Source organism: Microbacterium sp. SY138, from assembly GCF_039729145.1.
Taxonomy (GTDB): Bacteria; Actinomycetota; Actinomycetes; order Actinomycetales; family Microbacteriaceae; genus Microbacterium; species Microbacterium maritypicum_A.
In genome coordinates, this window is sequence record NZ_CP155793.1 from 3375496 (window position 1) to 3390236 (window position 14741).

Here is a 14741-nt window from a genome sequence, read left to right on the forward strand (position 1 = left end):
CGCACCTCTTCCGCATCCGTCACGCGACGGCTGCCCGCAGCGCCCGATCGATCTCGGCCACCGCAGCCGTGAGCGGACCTGGCCGGCGCACCAGGTAGAGGGTGTTGATCGGCGGATCGTCGGTCTCGCGCAGCACGACCAGCCGACCGTCGGCGAGCTCCTCGGCGATCAGATAGGTCGGCAGCACCGTGATTCCCGCTCCGGCGACGGCTGCGGCGGCGAGCGCCCGGAGGTCGGACACGATCAGCGCGGGCTCGCGCTCGAGTCGAATGCCGAACGCATGCCGCCAGTACCGCCGCAGGATCGGTACGTCGTGGGCGTAGGCGAGAAGGGGGACGGCGTCGAGGTCGCCCGGTGCGAGCGCGGACGAAGGAGCGAGACCGAGGGAAGGGGCCGCGACGAGCACGAAGTCCTCATCGACGAGGGCCGCAGAAGGAAGGGCGCGGCCCTTCGGTCGGACGGCGGAGATCACGAGGTCGAGGCTTCCGGCACGGAGCTGATCGAGCAGGTCTTCCGCGAGCCCCGCGGCGACCGTGATCCGTTGCCCCTCCGCGATCATCGACGCCAGCGCGGGCATCAGCACCCGCTCGACGAACTCCGCTGCGCCGCCGATTCGCATCGGGGGCGCCTCGGTCGGCGACGGGCTTCCGAGGGCGAGGGCGAGCGCGTCGAGCGGACCGGACAGGCGCGCAGCCAGGTCATCGGCGCGAGGGGTCGGGAGGATCCCCCGCGCGTGACGGACGAAGAGAGGCTCCCCGATGCTCCGCTCCAGAGCCTGCAACTGCGTCGTCACCGAGGACTGGGCGACTCCCAGCGTGCGCGCCGCCGCCGACACGGACCCGGAGCGGTGCGCGGCGAGGAAGGTGCGCCACAGTGCGAGGTCACGCAACCCATCGCCATTCCGATCACTCATATCGGAAATCTATCGGAATCGGATGCGAGAGCTGTCCGTTGTCCTCGATATCGCATCCTGCACGGCGTCTGCCGTCCGACCCCTCTGGAGCACGCATGTCCTCTGTTCTCTTCGTCGTCACCGCCGCCCGCACCTGGACCCTCACCGACGGCACCGCGCACCCGACCGGTTACTGGGCCGAGGAGCTGCTCACTCCCTATCGCGCGCTGCGCGACGCGGGTCACTCGGTGTCGTTCGCGACCCCGGGCGGCGTCGCCCCCGTCGCCGATGCGTCCAGCCTCTCCGAGGGCGACGCCGAAGCGATCGCCGCGATCCATCAGCTCGCCGCCCCGCTGATCCTGGCCGACGTCGACCCCGCGGACTACGACGCCGTCTACTACCCCGGCGGGCACGGTCCGATGCAGGACCTCGCGGTCGACGAGGACTCGGCCGCGCTGATCACGGCGACGCTCGCCGCCGGCCGCCCGCTCGCGGCCGTCTGCCACGGACTGGCCGCCCTGCTTCCTGCCCGCACCGCAGCCGGAGAATCGGTCGTGGCCGGACGCCGCATCACCGGGTTCACCGATGAGGAGGAGCGCATCGGCGGCCTCGCCGACCGCGCACCCTTCCTGCTCGAGAGCGAACTGCGGGCACGGGGCGCCGAGCTCGACATCGCCGCCCCGTGGAGCGACAACACCGTGATCGACGGCCTGCTCATCACCGGTCAGAACCCGCAGTCATCGGCATCCGCCGCCCGCGCGCTCATCGCGGCGCTCTCCTGAGCCGTCGCCGGCGCCGCGATCATCGCGGCGCCGGTTCTGCTCAGGCCCCCGATTCCCTGCCGCTCGTCTTCGCCTTCCCTCCGGACTCCACCAGCGAGAGCGGATCCGCGATGTCTTCCAGCGACTTCCCCGCGGCGCTGACCCCGAAGACCCCGCAGACGATACCTCCGAACATCATGATCGCCGCGCCGAGCACGTAGCCCCAGAACAGCGGACCCCGGTCCCCGCTCTCGGCGCTCTGACCGATCAGGGCGCCGTAGAGCACCGGCGCGATCGCTCCGACCAGCTGCCCGATCGAGAAGATGTACGAGATGACCTGGCTCCGGAGCTCCAGCGGGAAGATCTCGCTGACCGTCAGGTAGGCCGCGGAGGCGCCGGCCGAGGCGAAGAAGAACGAGGCGCACCAGAATGCCGTGTGCGTCGCGGCGTTGAGCACTCCGGCGTTGAACAGGAAGGCGCTCACGAGAAGGATGAGGCCGGCGAGCATGTACGTGCCGAACAGCATCCGCCGCCGACCCCAGGTGTCGAAGAAGTGCCCGAGGATGAGCGCACCGGCGAGGTTTCCGACCGCGAACACGATGAAGTACTGCGATGCCGACGCCGGCGGGGTGTCGTAGAAGTTCTCGAGCACCAGCGCGTACGTGAAGAAGATCGCGTTGTACAGGAACGACTGCGTCACCATCATCGTGATGCCCACCAGCGTGCGCCGGGGATACTTGCGGAACAGCACCTTCGCGATGACGAGGAACGGGACACGGCCGTACTCCTTGACCGTGATCGCCTTGCTCTCGTCGACCGGAGGGATCGTCTTCCCCTCCTTGCGGATGCGCTCCTCGATCTCGTCGACGTTGCGCTCCGCCGCTTCCTCGCGCCCGTGGGTCATCTGCCATCTCGGGCTCTCCGGGATGTGTCGGCGCATCCAGATGAGCAGAATCCCGAGAACCGGACCGAGGAAGAAGCTGAGTCGCCAGCCGATGTCCTCAGGGAGGATGTCGGTGTTCAGGAAGAACACGTTCGCCACGGCGCCGAGCGCCGCGCCGCCCCAATAGGTGCCGTTGATCGCGATGTCGACGCGGCCCCGGTACTTCGCCGGGATGATCTCGTCGATCGCCGAGTTGATCGCCGCATACTCGCCGCCGATGCCAGCACCCGCGACGAACCGCCAGATGTAGAAGAACCAGGGCGCGAAGGCGAGACCGGCCACCGCGGATCCGACGAGGTACACCGCGAGCGAGACGAGGAACAGCTTCTTGCGTCCGAGGCGATCGGTGAGGCGTCCGAAGAAGAGCGCTCCGAACACCTGCCCGAGCAGGTAGCACGTACCGGCGAGTCCCACCTCGGCCGGTCCCATCCCGAGCGTCGCGGCGTAGCCGTTAGCGGCGACGATCTGCACTTCGAGGCCGTCGAGGATCCACGAGAATCCGAGTCCCACGACGATCAGCCAGTGGAATCGCGACCAGGGCAGCCGGTCCATGCGTGCGGGAACGAGCGAGCGGACCTCCTTGACGGTGGTGTCGGATGCGGACATGGACCCTCCTTCGTCCGGGACGCGCGTTCGTCCCGGATACGGTCTTACTCCGGTCGCGCTCCCCGGCGCATCCGCTTGACCCCGGGCTGCCGGCACGCTACAGCCCCGAATCGCGCGAATGGCTCCATCCCGGGCGGAGACGGAGCCATTCAGGCGATGGGAACGCGGAGGTCAGGCGGGGACGTGCCGCTCGTCGGGACCGTCGTAGAAGGACAGCGGACGGATCAACGCGTTCGCCCCGGCCTGCTCGATCACGTGAGCCGTCCACCCCGTCACCCGCGCCGCGACGAACAGCGGCGTGAAGGTCAGGGTGTCGAAGCCGATCAGGTTGTACGCGGGCCCTGAGGGGTAGTCGAGGTTCGGGTAGATGCCCTTGCGCGCGACGAACTCCGACTCGAGCGCATCGTAGAGAGCGGCGACCTCGGGGCGGTCGTAGTGCTCCACGAGGGTGTCGAGCGCGGCCTTCATGGTCGGCACCCGAGAGTCGCCCTTCTTGTAGACGCGGTGCCCGAAGCCCATGATCTTGCGCTTCTCGGCGAGCGCTTTGTCGAGCCACGGCACCACGTTGTCGGCCGTGCCGATGTCATCGAAGATGTGCAGCACGGCTTCGTTGGCGCCACCGTGCAGCGGGCCCTTGAGAGCGCCGATCGCACCGACCACCGCCGAGTAGATGTCGCTCAGGGTCGAGGTGATCACGCGCGCCGTGAACGTCGAGGCGTTGAAGGAGTGCTCGGCGTACAGGATCATCGAGCGGTTGAACGCGTCGACCACCACGTCGCCCGCCTCTTCGCCGAAGGTCATCCAGAGGAAGTTCGCCGAGTAGTCGAGGTCGTCGCGCGGCGCGATGAGCTCCTGGCCACGACGGCGCCGCTGACCGTAGGCGACGATCGCCGGGAGGGCGGCGAACAGGCGGATGCTGCGCTCGAGGTTCTGCTCCGGACTGCCGCCTGCATCGAGCACCGAGCCGCCGGCACCGGGATCGGAGGCGCCGATCAGGCTGACCGCGGTGCGCACTTCGTCCATCGGGTGCGCGTCCAACGGCACCAGATCGATCGCGGTCTTGACGTTGTCGGCCAGCGCACGGTGCTTCCGCTCCTCCAACCGGAACGCCGCGAGCTCCTCGGGCGTGGGCAGCTCACCGTTCCACAACAGGTACGCGACGGCTTCGAACGGCTGCGTGTCGGCCAGCTCCTGCACCGGGTAGCCGCGGTACAGCAGGCTGTTCGTCTCGGGGTTGACCTTCGAGATCGCGGTCGTGTCGACGACGACTCCCGCGAGGCCCTTCTTGATGTCCGGCTCGGTCATGGTCACTCCTTCGTGATGGTGAAGTTGAAGACGCCGGAGTCGAAGTGGTTGTACGACTCGTAGTCGATCAGATCGTAGAGATCGGCGCGATGCTGCATCTCGCCGAGCTTCGAGGTCAGATGCCCCTCCTCGTTCAGAGTATCCAGTGCGCGGCCCGCAGCCCCCATCGAGATGCGCAGCAGCGACACCGGCCAGATGACCAGGTTCACTCCCGCGTCGCGCAGCTGGTCGACCGAGAAGAGCTCGCTCTTGCCGAACTCGGTCATGTTCGCCAGGATCGGCACGTCGAGCGCCTCGGCCATGGCCTCGAACTCGGCGAGCGTGCGCATCGCCTCGGGGAACACCGCGTCGGCACCGGCATCCACCAGGGCCTTCGCGCGGTCGATCGCCGCGTCCAGCCCCTCGACCGCCCGGATGTCGGTGCGCGCCATGATGAGGAAGTTCTCGTCACGACGGGCGTCGGCGGCGGCACGGATGCGCTTGATCGCGGTGTTCTCGTCGACCACGGCCTTGCCGTCGAGGTGGCCGCAGCGCTTCGGGTTGATCTGGTCCTCGATGTGCGTGCCGGCCAGGCCCGCGTCCTCGAGCTCCTGGATCGTGCGGGCGACGTTCATCGGCTCGCCGAAGCCGGTGTCGGCGTCGACGATCGCGGGGAGGTCGGTCATGCGGGCGATCTGCTTCGCGCGTCCGGCGACCTCGGTCAGCGTGGTCAGGCCGATGTCGGGCAGCCCCAGGTCGGCGGAGAGCACGGCGCCGGAGATGTAGACGCCGTCGAAGCCCTTCTGCTCGATCAGACGGGCGCTCAGGGGGTTGAACGCGCCGGGGAAGCGCAGCAGTTCACCGCTCGCGAGCCGCTCACGGAACAGCCGCCGCTTCTCGGCGGGGGTGACGGTGGAATACAGCATCAGAACAGTCCTGCCGGCGTGGGTGCGGCCTCGAGCAGGCCGGGCTTCGCGACGATCGACAGCTCACCGACCTCGGCAGCCGTCAGCTCGGGCAGACGCTGCACGAGGGCGAGGAACCGCTCGATCTCGGCCGGCTCGAGCACGGGCTCTGCCAGCAGACGGAACTTCGCGATGTAGTTCTCGCGGGCGAACGGGCGTGCTCCCAGCGGGTGCGCGTCGGCCACGGCGATCTCGTCGACCACTGTCGAGCCGTCGGTCAGGCGGATCTCGACGCGACCGCCGAACGCCTTCTCTGCCGGGTCCTCCGAGTGGTAGCGGCGGGTCCACTCGGCGTCTTCGGCCGTGGTGATCTTGTGCCACAGCGCGACGGTGTCGGCGCGGCCCGCGCGCTCGGGGGCGTAGGAGTCGACGTGGTGCCACCCGCCATCCTGCAGCGCCACCGCGAAGATGTACGGCACCGAGTGGTCGAGCGTCTCGCGCGAAGCGGTCGGGTCGTACTTCTGCGGGTCGTTCGCGCCGGAGCCGATCACGTTGTGGGTGTGGTGGCTGGTGTGGATCACGATCTGATCGATGTTCGCGGGGTCGCGCAGCGCCGGGTTCTCGATGCCGAGCTTGCGGGCGAGGTCGATGAGCGCCTGCGCCTGGTACTCGGCCGAGTGCTCCTTCGTGTACGAGTCGAGGATCGCGCGCTTGGGCTCGCCGGCGGCGGGCAGCGGCACGTCGTACGCCGCGTCCTTGCCGTCGAGCATCCAGGCGATCACACCGTCTTCGCCCTCATAGATCGGCGCGGGACTGGTCTGTCCGCGCATCGCACGGTCGACGGCTTCGACGGCCATCTTGCCGGCGAAGGCCGGAGCGTGCGCCTTCCAGGTCGAGATCTCGCCCTTGCGGCTCTGACGCGTCGCGGTCGTGGTGTGCAGCGCCTGGCCGACGGCCTGGTAGATGGTCTCGACGTCGAGTCCGAGGAGGGTGCCGATGCCGGCCGCGGCAGACGGGCCGAGGTGGGCGACGTGATCGATCTTGTGCTTGTGCAGGCAGATCGCGCGTACCAGGTCCATCTGGATCTCGTAGCCGGTGGCGATGCCGCGCACGAGCGCCCGGCCGTCCTTGCCGGTGTGCTGTGCGACCGCGAGGATCGGCGGAATGTTGTCGCCGGGGTGCGAGTACTCCGCCGCGAGGAAGGTGTCGTGATAGTCGAGCTCGCGCACGGCCACACCGTTGGCCCAGGCCGCCCACTCGGGGCTGGTGCGGTGGTCGAGGGCGGCACCGAAGAGGTTCGCTCCGACGCCGCCGGTGGAGACAGGATGGCTGAACGCCTGCGCGCGGGCCGCGTTGATCGGGCCGCGGGTGAGGGAGGCCGCCGCCACCGAGGCGTTGTCGATGATGCGGTTGATGATCATGTCGACGACGTCCTGCTCGACCTCGACCTGATCGGCGGCGACCTGGGCGATCTTCCAGGCGAGCTGGTCTTCCCTGGCGAGGTTCTCGTCGCTGCGGTGCACGCGGACGTGGTGGGTGACAGTCATTTCTTATCCTTCACTGGTGCGGGGGTCGACGGTGGTGCGGGGGTCGACGGTGGTGCGGGGGTCGAGCGAATCGAGGATGCCGGCGAGCGCGTTGTGCAGGTGCACGTGCGTGGCGTGGGCGGCGAGGTCGCCGTCGCGCGCGGCGAGCGCCTCGGCGATGGTGCGGTGCTCTGCGGCGGAGGCGGCGAGGCGGGCGGGCTTGTCGCGGGCCATCCGACGCACGCGCACGAGGTGCGTGCGCACGGTGCGCAGCGCCGAGGCGATGTAGTCGTTGGCGACGGCCGCATCGAGCGCGGCATCGAAGCGGGCGATCAGGGCGTAGTACGCGTCGCGTCCCTCGACGGCGTCGAGATCGACGTGTGCGAACTCGTCCGCGAGTGCCGCGAAGAGCTGCGCGTCTCCTCTGGCGGCGGCGAGACGGGCGGAGCTCTCCTCGAGGGCGCGGCGGATCTCGAAGAGGGAACGAATGTCGTCGGCATCGAGACCCGCCACCACAGTGACCCGCGGCGACTGCTGCACGACGAGCCCGTCGGCGATGAGGCGCCGGAGCGCTTCGCGCATCGGCGTGCGGCTGACGCCCAGCCGCTCGGCCTGCTCGACCTCGCCGAGCACGACGCCGGCTGCCAGCGTGCCGGACTGGATGTCGTCGAGCAGGGCCGCGTACGCACGATCACTCGCGGAGGTGCGTTCGACGGCGATGGTCATGCCCTCAGTGTATACATAAAGCCAGGCTGCGGGTTCAGAACTCTTCCTCAGCCCGCTTCCCGTATACATTATCGGCCGCGGACATCGGCTCCACAGGCACCGGCCCCACAGGCACCGGCTCCACGAACTCCGGCGCCGCGGGTTCGCCCAGCTTGACGACCACCACACCCACGAGCACCAGCACGCCACCGAGAGCCTGCAGCAGGTCGGGGAGCTGTCCGAGCAGCAGCCAGCCGAACAGGAGCGCGGCGACCACCTCGGCGAGCGCCACGAACGAGGCGAGTCGCGACCCCAGCATCCGCGTCGAGGCGATGCCGAGCAGGTACGCGAGCGCGGTCGCGACGACGCCCATCGCCAGCACCGGCACGAACCAGGGCACACTGCCGAACCGGTAGGCGATGTCGTCGGTCGTCCACCGGATCGGCAGCACACCGATCGCGCCGGCCACGGTGAGCCCGAGCGCGCCGAGCAGCAGACCGCTGCCGGCGAGAGCGATCGGCGGCAGCCCCGTGTCGGCTTTGGCCGAGAGCACGAAGTACGTCGCCGCCCCCACCATGGCCCCGAGCGCCCACAGGATACCGGCCACGTTGACGTCGGCGCCGGTGAGGATGTCGAGCATGAGCACCAGTCCGACGAAGGCGATGGCCGCACCGATGATGCTCCGTCGTGTCGGACGCTCCCCCCGCCGCAACCAGAGCCACAGCAGCACCGCGATCGGAGCGGTGTACTCGATGAGCAGCGCCAGTCCGACATCCATGACCGCGACGGCCTGGAAGTAGAAGAGCTGGGTCGCGGCGACTGCCAGCAGTCCATAGGCGAGGATCATGCCCGCGTTGCGCCGCAGCAGCCCCCACCGTCCGCGCAGGGACAGGATCGCGGGGATCAGCAGTACGAGCGCGGCGACCCAGATGCGCGCGGTGACCGCGGCACCGGGCGTCCATCCCGCATCGATGAGCCCGCGCGCCCATCCACCCGACATTCCGAAGGCGAAAGCCGCGGCGATCGCCAGCGGCAGCCCGAGGCGCACCCCGCGGGCGGAAGCGACCGCCGTGTCACTGCTCACCGTGCTCATGATCGATGACGCTACTCGCGCGCGCTGTAAGATGTCAACATGATCTTCACCGATGACACGGAGGAGGCGCTGCGGTCCGCCGTCTGGCTGGTGAACTCCGCCGAACAGCCGGACACACTGACCGACCTCGACGATGAAGACACGTTCCTCCGCGAGTTCCCGTACACCGGGCGCCTCGACCGCGACGAGCTCGAGGTGGCGTCGCTGCGCGAGCTGCGTCCACGCCTGCGCACCATGCTGCTGGCACCGCGCGACGAGATGGCCGCCCACGTCAACGACGCCCTCGCGGAATCACGCCTCACCCCGGCTCTGCGCCGGCATGACGGCGTGGACTGGCACCTGCACGCCGTCGCCGACGAGCAGCCGTTCGCCGAGCGCATCCTGATCGAGACCGCGATGGCCCTGATCGACGTCATCCGCGCCGACGAGGGGTCGCGTCTCACCGTGTGCGAGGACGACACCTGCCGGTCGATCGCCCTCGACCTCTCGCGCAACCGCTCGAAGCGGTACTGCTCGACGACGTGCGCGAACCGCAACGCCGTCGCCGCCTACCGAGCGAGGCTCGCGGCCGAGTGACCCGGCACTGACTCCGACGCCTTCCCCCCGGCTGCGCGCTCCGGCCCCGGCTGACCCCGCGTTCCGGTCCGGCTGGCCCCCGCGTTCCGGTCGCACTTCCTGCCGGGTTCTTCCCGATCAGGCGGCACCAACTGCGACCGCAGCAGCAGCAACCAGCGCCACCTGCGCCCGGAGCAGCAGCAACCGGCACCACCTGCGCCCGGAGGACCAGCAGCCGGCACCAACTGCGACCGGAGGACCGCCGCCGACCGCCGCACCGCGCGCAGATGCGCGCCGCGGATCGCGCGCGGGAGCGATCCGCTCTGGACGCCACCTGTCATAACAGGTACAGTGAACCTGTCATTACAGGTTGCGCAGCGCCGCAGCACCGTTACGAGGAGCACCGATGCCCGAGTTCCACACCCCGCCGATCTCTCCGATGGCGATCGCCTTCGACGCCGAGAAGCTCACGCTCTCCCCCGAAGGCCCGACCCTCACCCGGCGGATGTCCGACCTCGAGGGGCTCTTCCTCGACGCAGATGCCTGGGCTGCAGCATCGGCTGGCGAGAACCCCGTGGTCTACACGGTCGTCAGCTCCCCCGTGCCCGAAATCGACCGCGAGCTGCCGCAGTCGATCACCACGATCATGCCCGGCGACACCTCGGGCGAGCTGTGGATGACCAAGGGCCACCAGCACCCGGACCACCAGGGCGAGATCTACCTGGCGTTGAAGGGCAGGGGCGGACTGCTGATGTTCGACGGCGAGCGCACCGAGTGGCTCGACATGCTCCCCGGCACGATCGGCTACATCCCCCCGGGCTGGGCTCACCGTTCCGTCAACACCGGCGACGAGCCCTACGCCTTCCTCGCGGTGTACCCGGGTGGAGCGGGGCACGACTACGGCTGGGTGCTGGAGCACGGCATGGGCTCGCGCGCCTACCGCGGAGCCTCCGGCGTCGACCTGCGTTCCTACGCGGAATAGGCTCCGGCCATGATCATCGCGCACGACCTGGGCACCACCGGGAACAAGGCGTCGCTGCACCACGACGACGGCCGTCTCGTCGCCTCGGTCACCGTCCCCTACCCCGCGCACTTCGCCGCGGGCGGGGTCGCCGAGCAGGATCCCGCCGACTGGTGGGATGCGGTCGTCGCCGCCACGCGCGATCTGATCGCCCGCACCGGCACGGCCCCGACCGACATCGCCGGACTCGTGGTGAGCGGCCAGATGATGGGTGCCGTGCTGCTCGATGCCCATGGTGAACCCGCACGCCCGGCGATCATCTGGGCCGACACCAGGGCCGGCGCGCAGCAGCGCGAGCTCGAGGCCGCGATCGGCGCCGAACGCGCCTACGACATCCTGGGCCACCGACTCAACCCCACATACTCCGTCGAGAAGGTCATGTGGGTGCGCGACAACGAGCCCGACACCTGGGCGCGCGTGCGACGCGTCTGCGTCGCGAAGGACTTCATCGTGCTGCGCCTGACCGGGCGCCTCGCGACCGATCGCTCCGACGCGTCGGGCACGAACGCCTACGACCAGGCCGCGGGCACGTGGTCGGACGAGGTGCTGCAGGCTGCGCGCCTCGACCCGGCGTTGTTCCCCGAGATCCTGGAATCCACGCAGATCGCCGGCACGTTGACGGATGCCGCAGCCGACGTCCTCGGCCTCCCCGCGAGCGTGCGTGTGGTGATGGGCGGCGGCGACGGCCCGATGGCCGCCGTCGGCTCGGGTGTCGTCGCGCCGGAGGACGGCCCCTACGTCTGCCTGGGCACATCGTCGTGGATCTCGTTCGCGGCCGACGCCCCGCTGCACGACCCCGCGATGCGTACCTTCACATTCGACAACGTCGTGCCAGGCTCGTTCGTGCCGACCGCCACCATGCAGGCCGGCGGCGCCTCGGTGCAGTGGATCGCCGAGGCCCTCTCCCCCGATCCGGCGCACCCCGAGACCGGACGACTGACGGCCGAGGCCTCCGCCGACGTCGACACCGACGATCTCTACTTCCTCCCTTATCTGCTCGGCGAGCGCTCTCCGATGTGGGATCCGGAGGCGCGGGGCGCATTCGTCGGTCTCGCCCGCCACCACGCCAGGGCGCACCTCGTGCGGGCCGTGCTGGAGGGCACCGCGTTCAACCTGCTCAGCTGCATCCAGGCGTTCCGCGAAGCCGGCGCCGTGATCGACCGCATCGACGCGGTCGGCGGCGGAGCCCAGAGCGACGTGTACCTCTCGGTGCTCGCCGACGTGTGGGGTGTGCCCGTGCGCCGCCGGACGATCGTCGAAGAGGCGAACAGCCTCGGCGCCGCGGTGACCGCCGCGGTCGGGCTCGGCCTCACCGACTTCTCGGCCGCCCGCGCCCTGAGCGAGGTCACGGCCGAGTTCATTCCGGATGCGGCACGTCACGCCGTCTATGCCGAGCGGCACGCCCGCTTCGCCGACGCCTACACGGCTCTCGCGCCGTGGTTCGCCGGACGGCCGCGCTGATGGGCGTCATCCTCGTCACCAGCCGCTCGTTCTCCGATGGCGACCTCGACCTGGTCGAGCGCGCGGCGCAGGCGGGTCACCGCATCCTGCGCGGGCCTGCCCACCACGACCTCGACGAGCTGCGGTCGCTGCTGCACGGTGCCGACGCCTGGATAGCCGGCACCGGGTCCGTCACCGACGCGCATCTCGCCGCGGCCCCGAAGCTCAAGGTCGTCGCCCGCTATGGTGTCGGCACCGAGTCCGTCGATCTCGACGCCGCGCGCGACCGCGGCATCCCGGTGACCAACACCCCCGGTGCCAACGCCGACGCGGTCGCCGACCATGCGGTCGGACTGATGCTCGCGGCCCTCCGCTTCGTGCCCGACGGCGACCGCCGCGTGCGCGCGGGCGACTGGGGTGTGCGGCGTGGTCGCGAGCTCGGCGCCGCCACGGTCGGCATCGTCGGCTTCGGGCGCATCGGTCAGGGTGTCGCGGCACGGCTGAGCGGCTTCGGGCCGCGCGTGCTGGCGGCCGATCCGTTCCTTCCCGACGATGTCGTCCGGGAATGCGGTGCGGACCCCGTCTCGCTCGACGAGTTGTTCCGCGCCGCCGACGTGATCACGCTGCACGCTCCGGGTGGGCAGCGGCTCGTCGACGCCGAGCGCCTCGCCGGCATGCGACCGGGAACCGTGCTGGTCAACACCGCCCGCGGCGACCTGATCGACGAGGCCGCCGTGGCGCAGGCGCTGCACGACCGCATCCTCGCCGGCTACGCGGCCGACACCCTCGACGGCGATACCGCGGCGCACGACAGCCCGCTGCTCGAGCCGGAACTCGCCGACCGCGTGATCGTCACCCCGCACCTGGGAGCGCAGACCACGCAGGCTGTCGACAACATGGGGTCCCTGTCGCTCGCCGACGTGATCGCGGTCCTCTCCGGCGCCGAGCCCGCCCACCCCGTCCCCAGCCCCGTCCCCGTCGCCGTCCCCGAGGAGACCCGATGACCACCACCGCCGACGTCGTCGCCACCGCACACGCTCCGGCATCCGCCGACTACATGGGCTTCGTCGGGGTGACCACCGCGTCGTCGTCGATCATGAAGGTCTTCCCCCTGTGGGCCGACATCCTGGAGCTGCCGACGCGCACCCTGGTCGGCCACGACCTGCCGATGGATGCCGAGCCCGCGCAGTACCGCGCCATGGTCGAGCAGATCCGCGACGACCCCCATCACCGCGGCGCGCTCGTCACCACGCACAAGATGAACGTGTACGCCGCGGCATCCGACCTGTTCGACGAGCTCGACCCGTTCGCGGTGTCGTGCTCCGAGATCTCCAGCATCTCGAAGCGCGGCACTGTCCTGTCGGGGCGGGCGAAGGATCCGATCACGGTCGACCTGGCGCTGAACGACTTCCTTCCCGCCGACCACTTCGCGCGCACGGGCGGTGCGGTCGTGATCCTCGGAGCCGGTGGATCGGGCACCGCGCTGAGCTGGGCGCTGGCCGAACGCGACGACGCCCCGTCGAAGATCACGGTGACCGCCCGCACACAGGACAAGCTCGACCACCTGCGCGAGGTGCACCGTCAGCACGGCACCCGCGAGGGCCTGATCGACTACGTCGTGACGGCGACCCCCGCAGACGCGGATGCCCTGGTGGCTGCGGCCCCCGCAGGATCGGTCATCGCGAACGCGACCGGACTCGGCAAGGACCGCCCCGGATCGCCCCTGACCGACGCCGTGGTGTTCCCCGAGGGGGCGTACGCATGGGAGTTCAACTACCGCGGCTCGCTCGAGTTCCTGCACCAGGCCGAGGCTCAGGCATCCGCCCGCGGGCTGCACGTGGTCGACGGGTGGCGCTACTTCATCCATGGCTGGTCGCAGGTGGTGGCCGACGTGTTCGAGCTCGACCTCACGCCCGACGTCGTCGAACGGCTCGCCGAGGCCGCGGAGTCGGTGCGCTGATGCCCGCCGTCGTCCGGACCGTGCTCGGCGACATCGCCCCTGCGCTCCTCGGGCGGGTGGACTATCACGAGCACCTGTTCCAGGTGACTCCGCTGCTGCCGGGCGACGAACTCGACGACGAGAAGGCCTCGGGCGAAGAAGCCGCCCTGCTGCAGGCGAGCGGGTTCGAGACGATGGTGGATGCCACGCCGTTCGGTCTCGCGCGCGACCCCGCAGCCCTCGCCCGGATCAGCGCCTCGACCGGGCTGCACATCGTCGCGACGACCGGACGACACCGGGAGGCCCACTACGGCGCGGACCATCCGATGCAGGTGTGGACCGCCGACCGTCTGGCCGCCCTCTTCATCGCCGACATCATGCGCGGCATGCCCGCCGACGACGGGGAGATCTTCGAGACACCCGAGGCGCCCCTCGCCGCGGCACCCGATGGCAGCCCCGTGCGCGCAGGTCTCCTCAAGGGCGGCGCCGACTACTGGCGCATCAGCCCGTTCGAGCGCACCACCCTGATCGCCGTGGCCGAGGCGCACCGCGCGACGGGCGCCCCGGTCATGGTGCATCTGGAGTTCGGCACGGCAGCCCACGAGGTGCTCGACCTGCTCGGGGCCGAGGGCGTGTCCGCCGACCGTGTCGTGCTGGCGCACGCCGACCGCGACCCCGACCCCGGGCTGCACGCGTCGCTCGCCGAACGCGGTGCCCACCTCGGGTACGACGGCTTCGCGCGTCCGCGCACCCGCTCCGACGCCGAACTGCTCGCCCTGACCGTCGCGGTGGTCGAGCGTGGTGCCGGCGACCGGATCGTGCTCGGCGGCGACGTCGCCCGGCGCACGAGGTACATCGCGTACGGCGGCATGCCCGGACTCGCCTACCTCGGCGACCGCTACCTCCCGCGCCTCCGCGCGGCCGTGGGAGACGAGGCCGTGCATCGAATGCTCGTGTCCACCCCGGCGCGGTTGCTGACCCTCTCGCCCTGACCCTGCCGCCCTGATCCGCGCCCTGAGCACGAGCATGGCCATGAGCATCCGCTTCCACCCCCGACACCCCCGAGGAGAC

General features: G+C 70.2%; 14 protein-coding genes. 7 read left to right on the forward strand and 7 right to left on the reverse strand.

Annotated elements, in window-relative coordinates:
* Positions 1-19: 19 nt before the first annotated feature.
* Positions 20-913, reverse strand: coding sequence for a LysR family transcriptional regulator (locus ABDC25_RS16295; protein WP_021200331.1), 894 nt, complete (start codon positions 911-913; stop codon positions 20-22).
* Between the two features lie 95 nt (positions 914-1008).
* Between ABDC25_RS16295 and ABDC25_RS16300 the strand changes: the two genes are divergently transcribed.
* On the forward strand, positions 1009-1674 hold the full coding sequence (locus tag ABDC25_RS16300; protein ID WP_021200330.1) for a type 1 glutamine amidotransferase domain-containing protein: 666 nt from the start codon (positions 1009-1011) through the stop codon (positions 1672-1674).
* 40 nt (positions 1675-1714) lie between these two features.
* Here the strand turns inward: ABDC25_RS16300 and ABDC25_RS16305 are convergent, their stop codons facing one another.
* The 6 genes from ABDC25_RS16305 to ABDC25_RS16330 form a co-directional block, all read right to left on the reverse strand.
* A complete protein-coding gene (locus ABDC25_RS16305; protein ID WP_347123656.1) occupies positions 1715-3202 on the reverse strand; it encodes an MFS transporter in 1488 nt (495 codons plus the stop codon).
* Between the two features lie 171 nt (positions 3203-3373).
* Positions 3374-4507, reverse strand: coding sequence for a bifunctional 2-methylcitrate synthase/citrate synthase (locus tag ABDC25_RS16310; RefSeq protein ID WP_347123658.1), 1134 nt, complete (start codon positions 4505-4507; stop codon positions 3374-3376).
* A gap of 2 nt (positions 4508-4509) precedes the next feature.
* Positions 4510-5412, reverse strand: coding sequence for a methylisocitrate lyase (prpB, locus tag ABDC25_RS16315; RefSeq protein WP_029267764.1), 903 nt, complete (start codon positions 5410-5412; stop codon positions 4510-4512).
* Positions 5412-6938: an MmgE/PrpD family protein gene (locus ABDC25_RS16320; RefSeq protein ID WP_136024029.1), complete on the reverse strand. Its 1527-nt coding sequence runs from the start codon at positions 6936-6938 to the stop codon at positions 5412-5414. The genes prpB and ABDC25_RS16320 overlap by 1 nt, the downstream gene beginning before the upstream one ends.
* Positions 6939-6941: 3 nt before the next feature.
* Entirely contained in the window at positions 6942-7643 is a 702-nt protein-coding gene (locus ABDC25_RS16325; RefSeq protein ID WP_021200325.1) for a GntR family transcriptional regulator, read from the reverse strand.
* 34 nt (positions 7644-7677) lie between these two features.
* Positions 7678-8715, reverse strand: coding sequence for an EamA family transporter (locus tag ABDC25_RS16330; protein ID WP_347123661.1), 1038 nt, complete (start codon positions 8713-8715; stop codon positions 7678-7680).
* A gap of 39 nt (positions 8716-8754) precedes the next feature.
* Between ABDC25_RS16330 and ABDC25_RS16335 the strand changes: the two genes are divergently transcribed.
* The 6 genes from ABDC25_RS16335 to ABDC25_RS16360 all read left to right on the forward strand — a co-directional run bounded on the left by ABDC25_RS16335 (position 8755) and on the right by ABDC25_RS16360 (position 14662).
* A complete protein-coding gene (locus ABDC25_RS16335) occupies positions 8755-9291 on the forward strand; it encodes a CGNR zinc finger domain-containing protein (RefSeq protein ID WP_021200323.1) in 537 nt (178 codons plus the stop codon).
* A gap of 385 nt (positions 9292-9676) precedes the next feature.
* On the forward strand, positions 9677-10252 hold the full coding sequence (locus tag ABDC25_RS16340; RefSeq protein WP_347123663.1) for a glucose-6-phosphate isomerase family protein: 576 nt from the start codon (positions 9677-9679) through the stop codon (positions 10250-10252).
* Positions 10253-10261: 9 nt separating this feature from the next.
* A complete protein-coding gene (xylB, locus tag ABDC25_RS16345) occupies positions 10262-11752 on the forward strand; it encodes a xylulokinase (RefSeq protein ID WP_347123665.1) in 1491 nt (496 codons plus the stop codon).
* Positions 11728-12735: a phosphoglycerate dehydrogenase gene (locus tag ABDC25_RS16350; RefSeq protein ID WP_347123667.1), complete on the forward strand. Its 1008-nt coding sequence runs from the start codon at positions 11728-11730 to the stop codon at positions 12733-12735. The genes xylB and ABDC25_RS16350 overlap by 25 nt, the downstream gene beginning before the upstream one ends.
* Positions 12732-13691 (forward strand): shikimate dehydrogenase, encoded by a 960-nt coding sequence (locus tag ABDC25_RS16355; protein WP_297555470.1) that lies wholly within the window; start codon positions 12732-12734, stop codon positions 13689-13691. Before ABDC25_RS16350 ends, ABDC25_RS16355 begins: the two co-directional genes overlap by 4 nt.
* Complete coding sequence (locus ABDC25_RS16360; protein ID WP_347123669.1) at positions 13691-14662, forward strand: aryldialkylphosphatase; 972 nt, start codon at positions 13691-13693, stop codon at positions 14660-14662. Before ABDC25_RS16355 ends, ABDC25_RS16360 begins: the two co-directional genes overlap by 1 nt.
* The last annotated feature ends 79 nt before the right edge of the window (positions 14663-14741 follow it).

Excerpts from the sequence above, each read along its gene's own strand:
- ABDC25_RS16295 (WP_021200331.1), bottom strand. The coding sequence starts at position 913 with ATGAGTGATCGGAATGGCGATGGGTTGCGTGACCTCGCACTGTGGCGC.
- ABDC25_RS16300 (WP_021200330.1), top strand. The coding sequence starts at position 1,009 with ATGTCCTCTGTTCTCTTCGTCGTCACCGCCGCCCGCACCTGGACCCTC.
- ABDC25_RS16305 (WP_347123656.1), bottom strand. The coding sequence starts at position 3,202 with ATGTCCGCATCCGACACCACCGTCAAGGAGGTCCGCTCGCTCGTTCCC.
- ABDC25_RS16310 (WP_347123658.1), bottom strand. The coding sequence starts at position 4,507 with ATGACCGAGCCGGACATCAAGAAGGGCCTCGCGGGAGTCGTCGTCGAC.
- prpB (WP_029267764.1), bottom strand. The coding sequence starts at position 5,412 with ATGCTGTATTCCACCGTCACCCCCGCCGAGAAGCGGCGGCTGTTCCGT.
- ABDC25_RS16320 (WP_136024029.1), bottom strand. The coding sequence starts at position 6,938 with ATGACTGTCACCCACCACGTCCGCGTGCACCGCAGCGACGAGAACCTC.
- ABDC25_RS16325 (WP_021200325.1), bottom strand. The coding sequence starts at position 7,643 with ATGACCATCGCCGTCGAACGCACCTCCGCGAGTGATCGTGCGTACGCG.
- ABDC25_RS16330 (WP_347123661.1), bottom strand. The coding sequence starts at position 8,715 with ATGAGCACGGTGAGCAGTGACACGGCGGTCGCTTCCGCCCGCGGGGTG.
- ABDC25_RS16335 (WP_021200323.1), top strand. The coding sequence starts at position 8,755 with ATGATCTTCACCGATGACACGGAGGAGGCGCTGCGGTCCGCCGTCTGG.
- ABDC25_RS16340 (WP_347123663.1), top strand. The coding sequence starts at position 9,677 with ATGCCCGAGTTCCACACCCCGCCGATCTCTCCGATGGCGATCGCCTTC.
- xylB (WP_347123665.1), top strand. The coding sequence starts at position 10,262 with ATGATCATCGCGCACGACCTGGGCACCACCGGGAACAAGGCGTCGCTG.
- ABDC25_RS16355 (WP_297555470.1), top strand. The coding sequence starts at position 12,732 with ATGACCACCACCGCCGACGTCGTCGCCACCGCACACGCTCCGGCATCC.
- ABDC25_RS16360 (WP_347123669.1), top strand. The coding sequence starts at position 13,691 with ATGCCCGCCGTCGTCCGGACCGTGCTCGGCGACATCGCCCCTGCGCTC.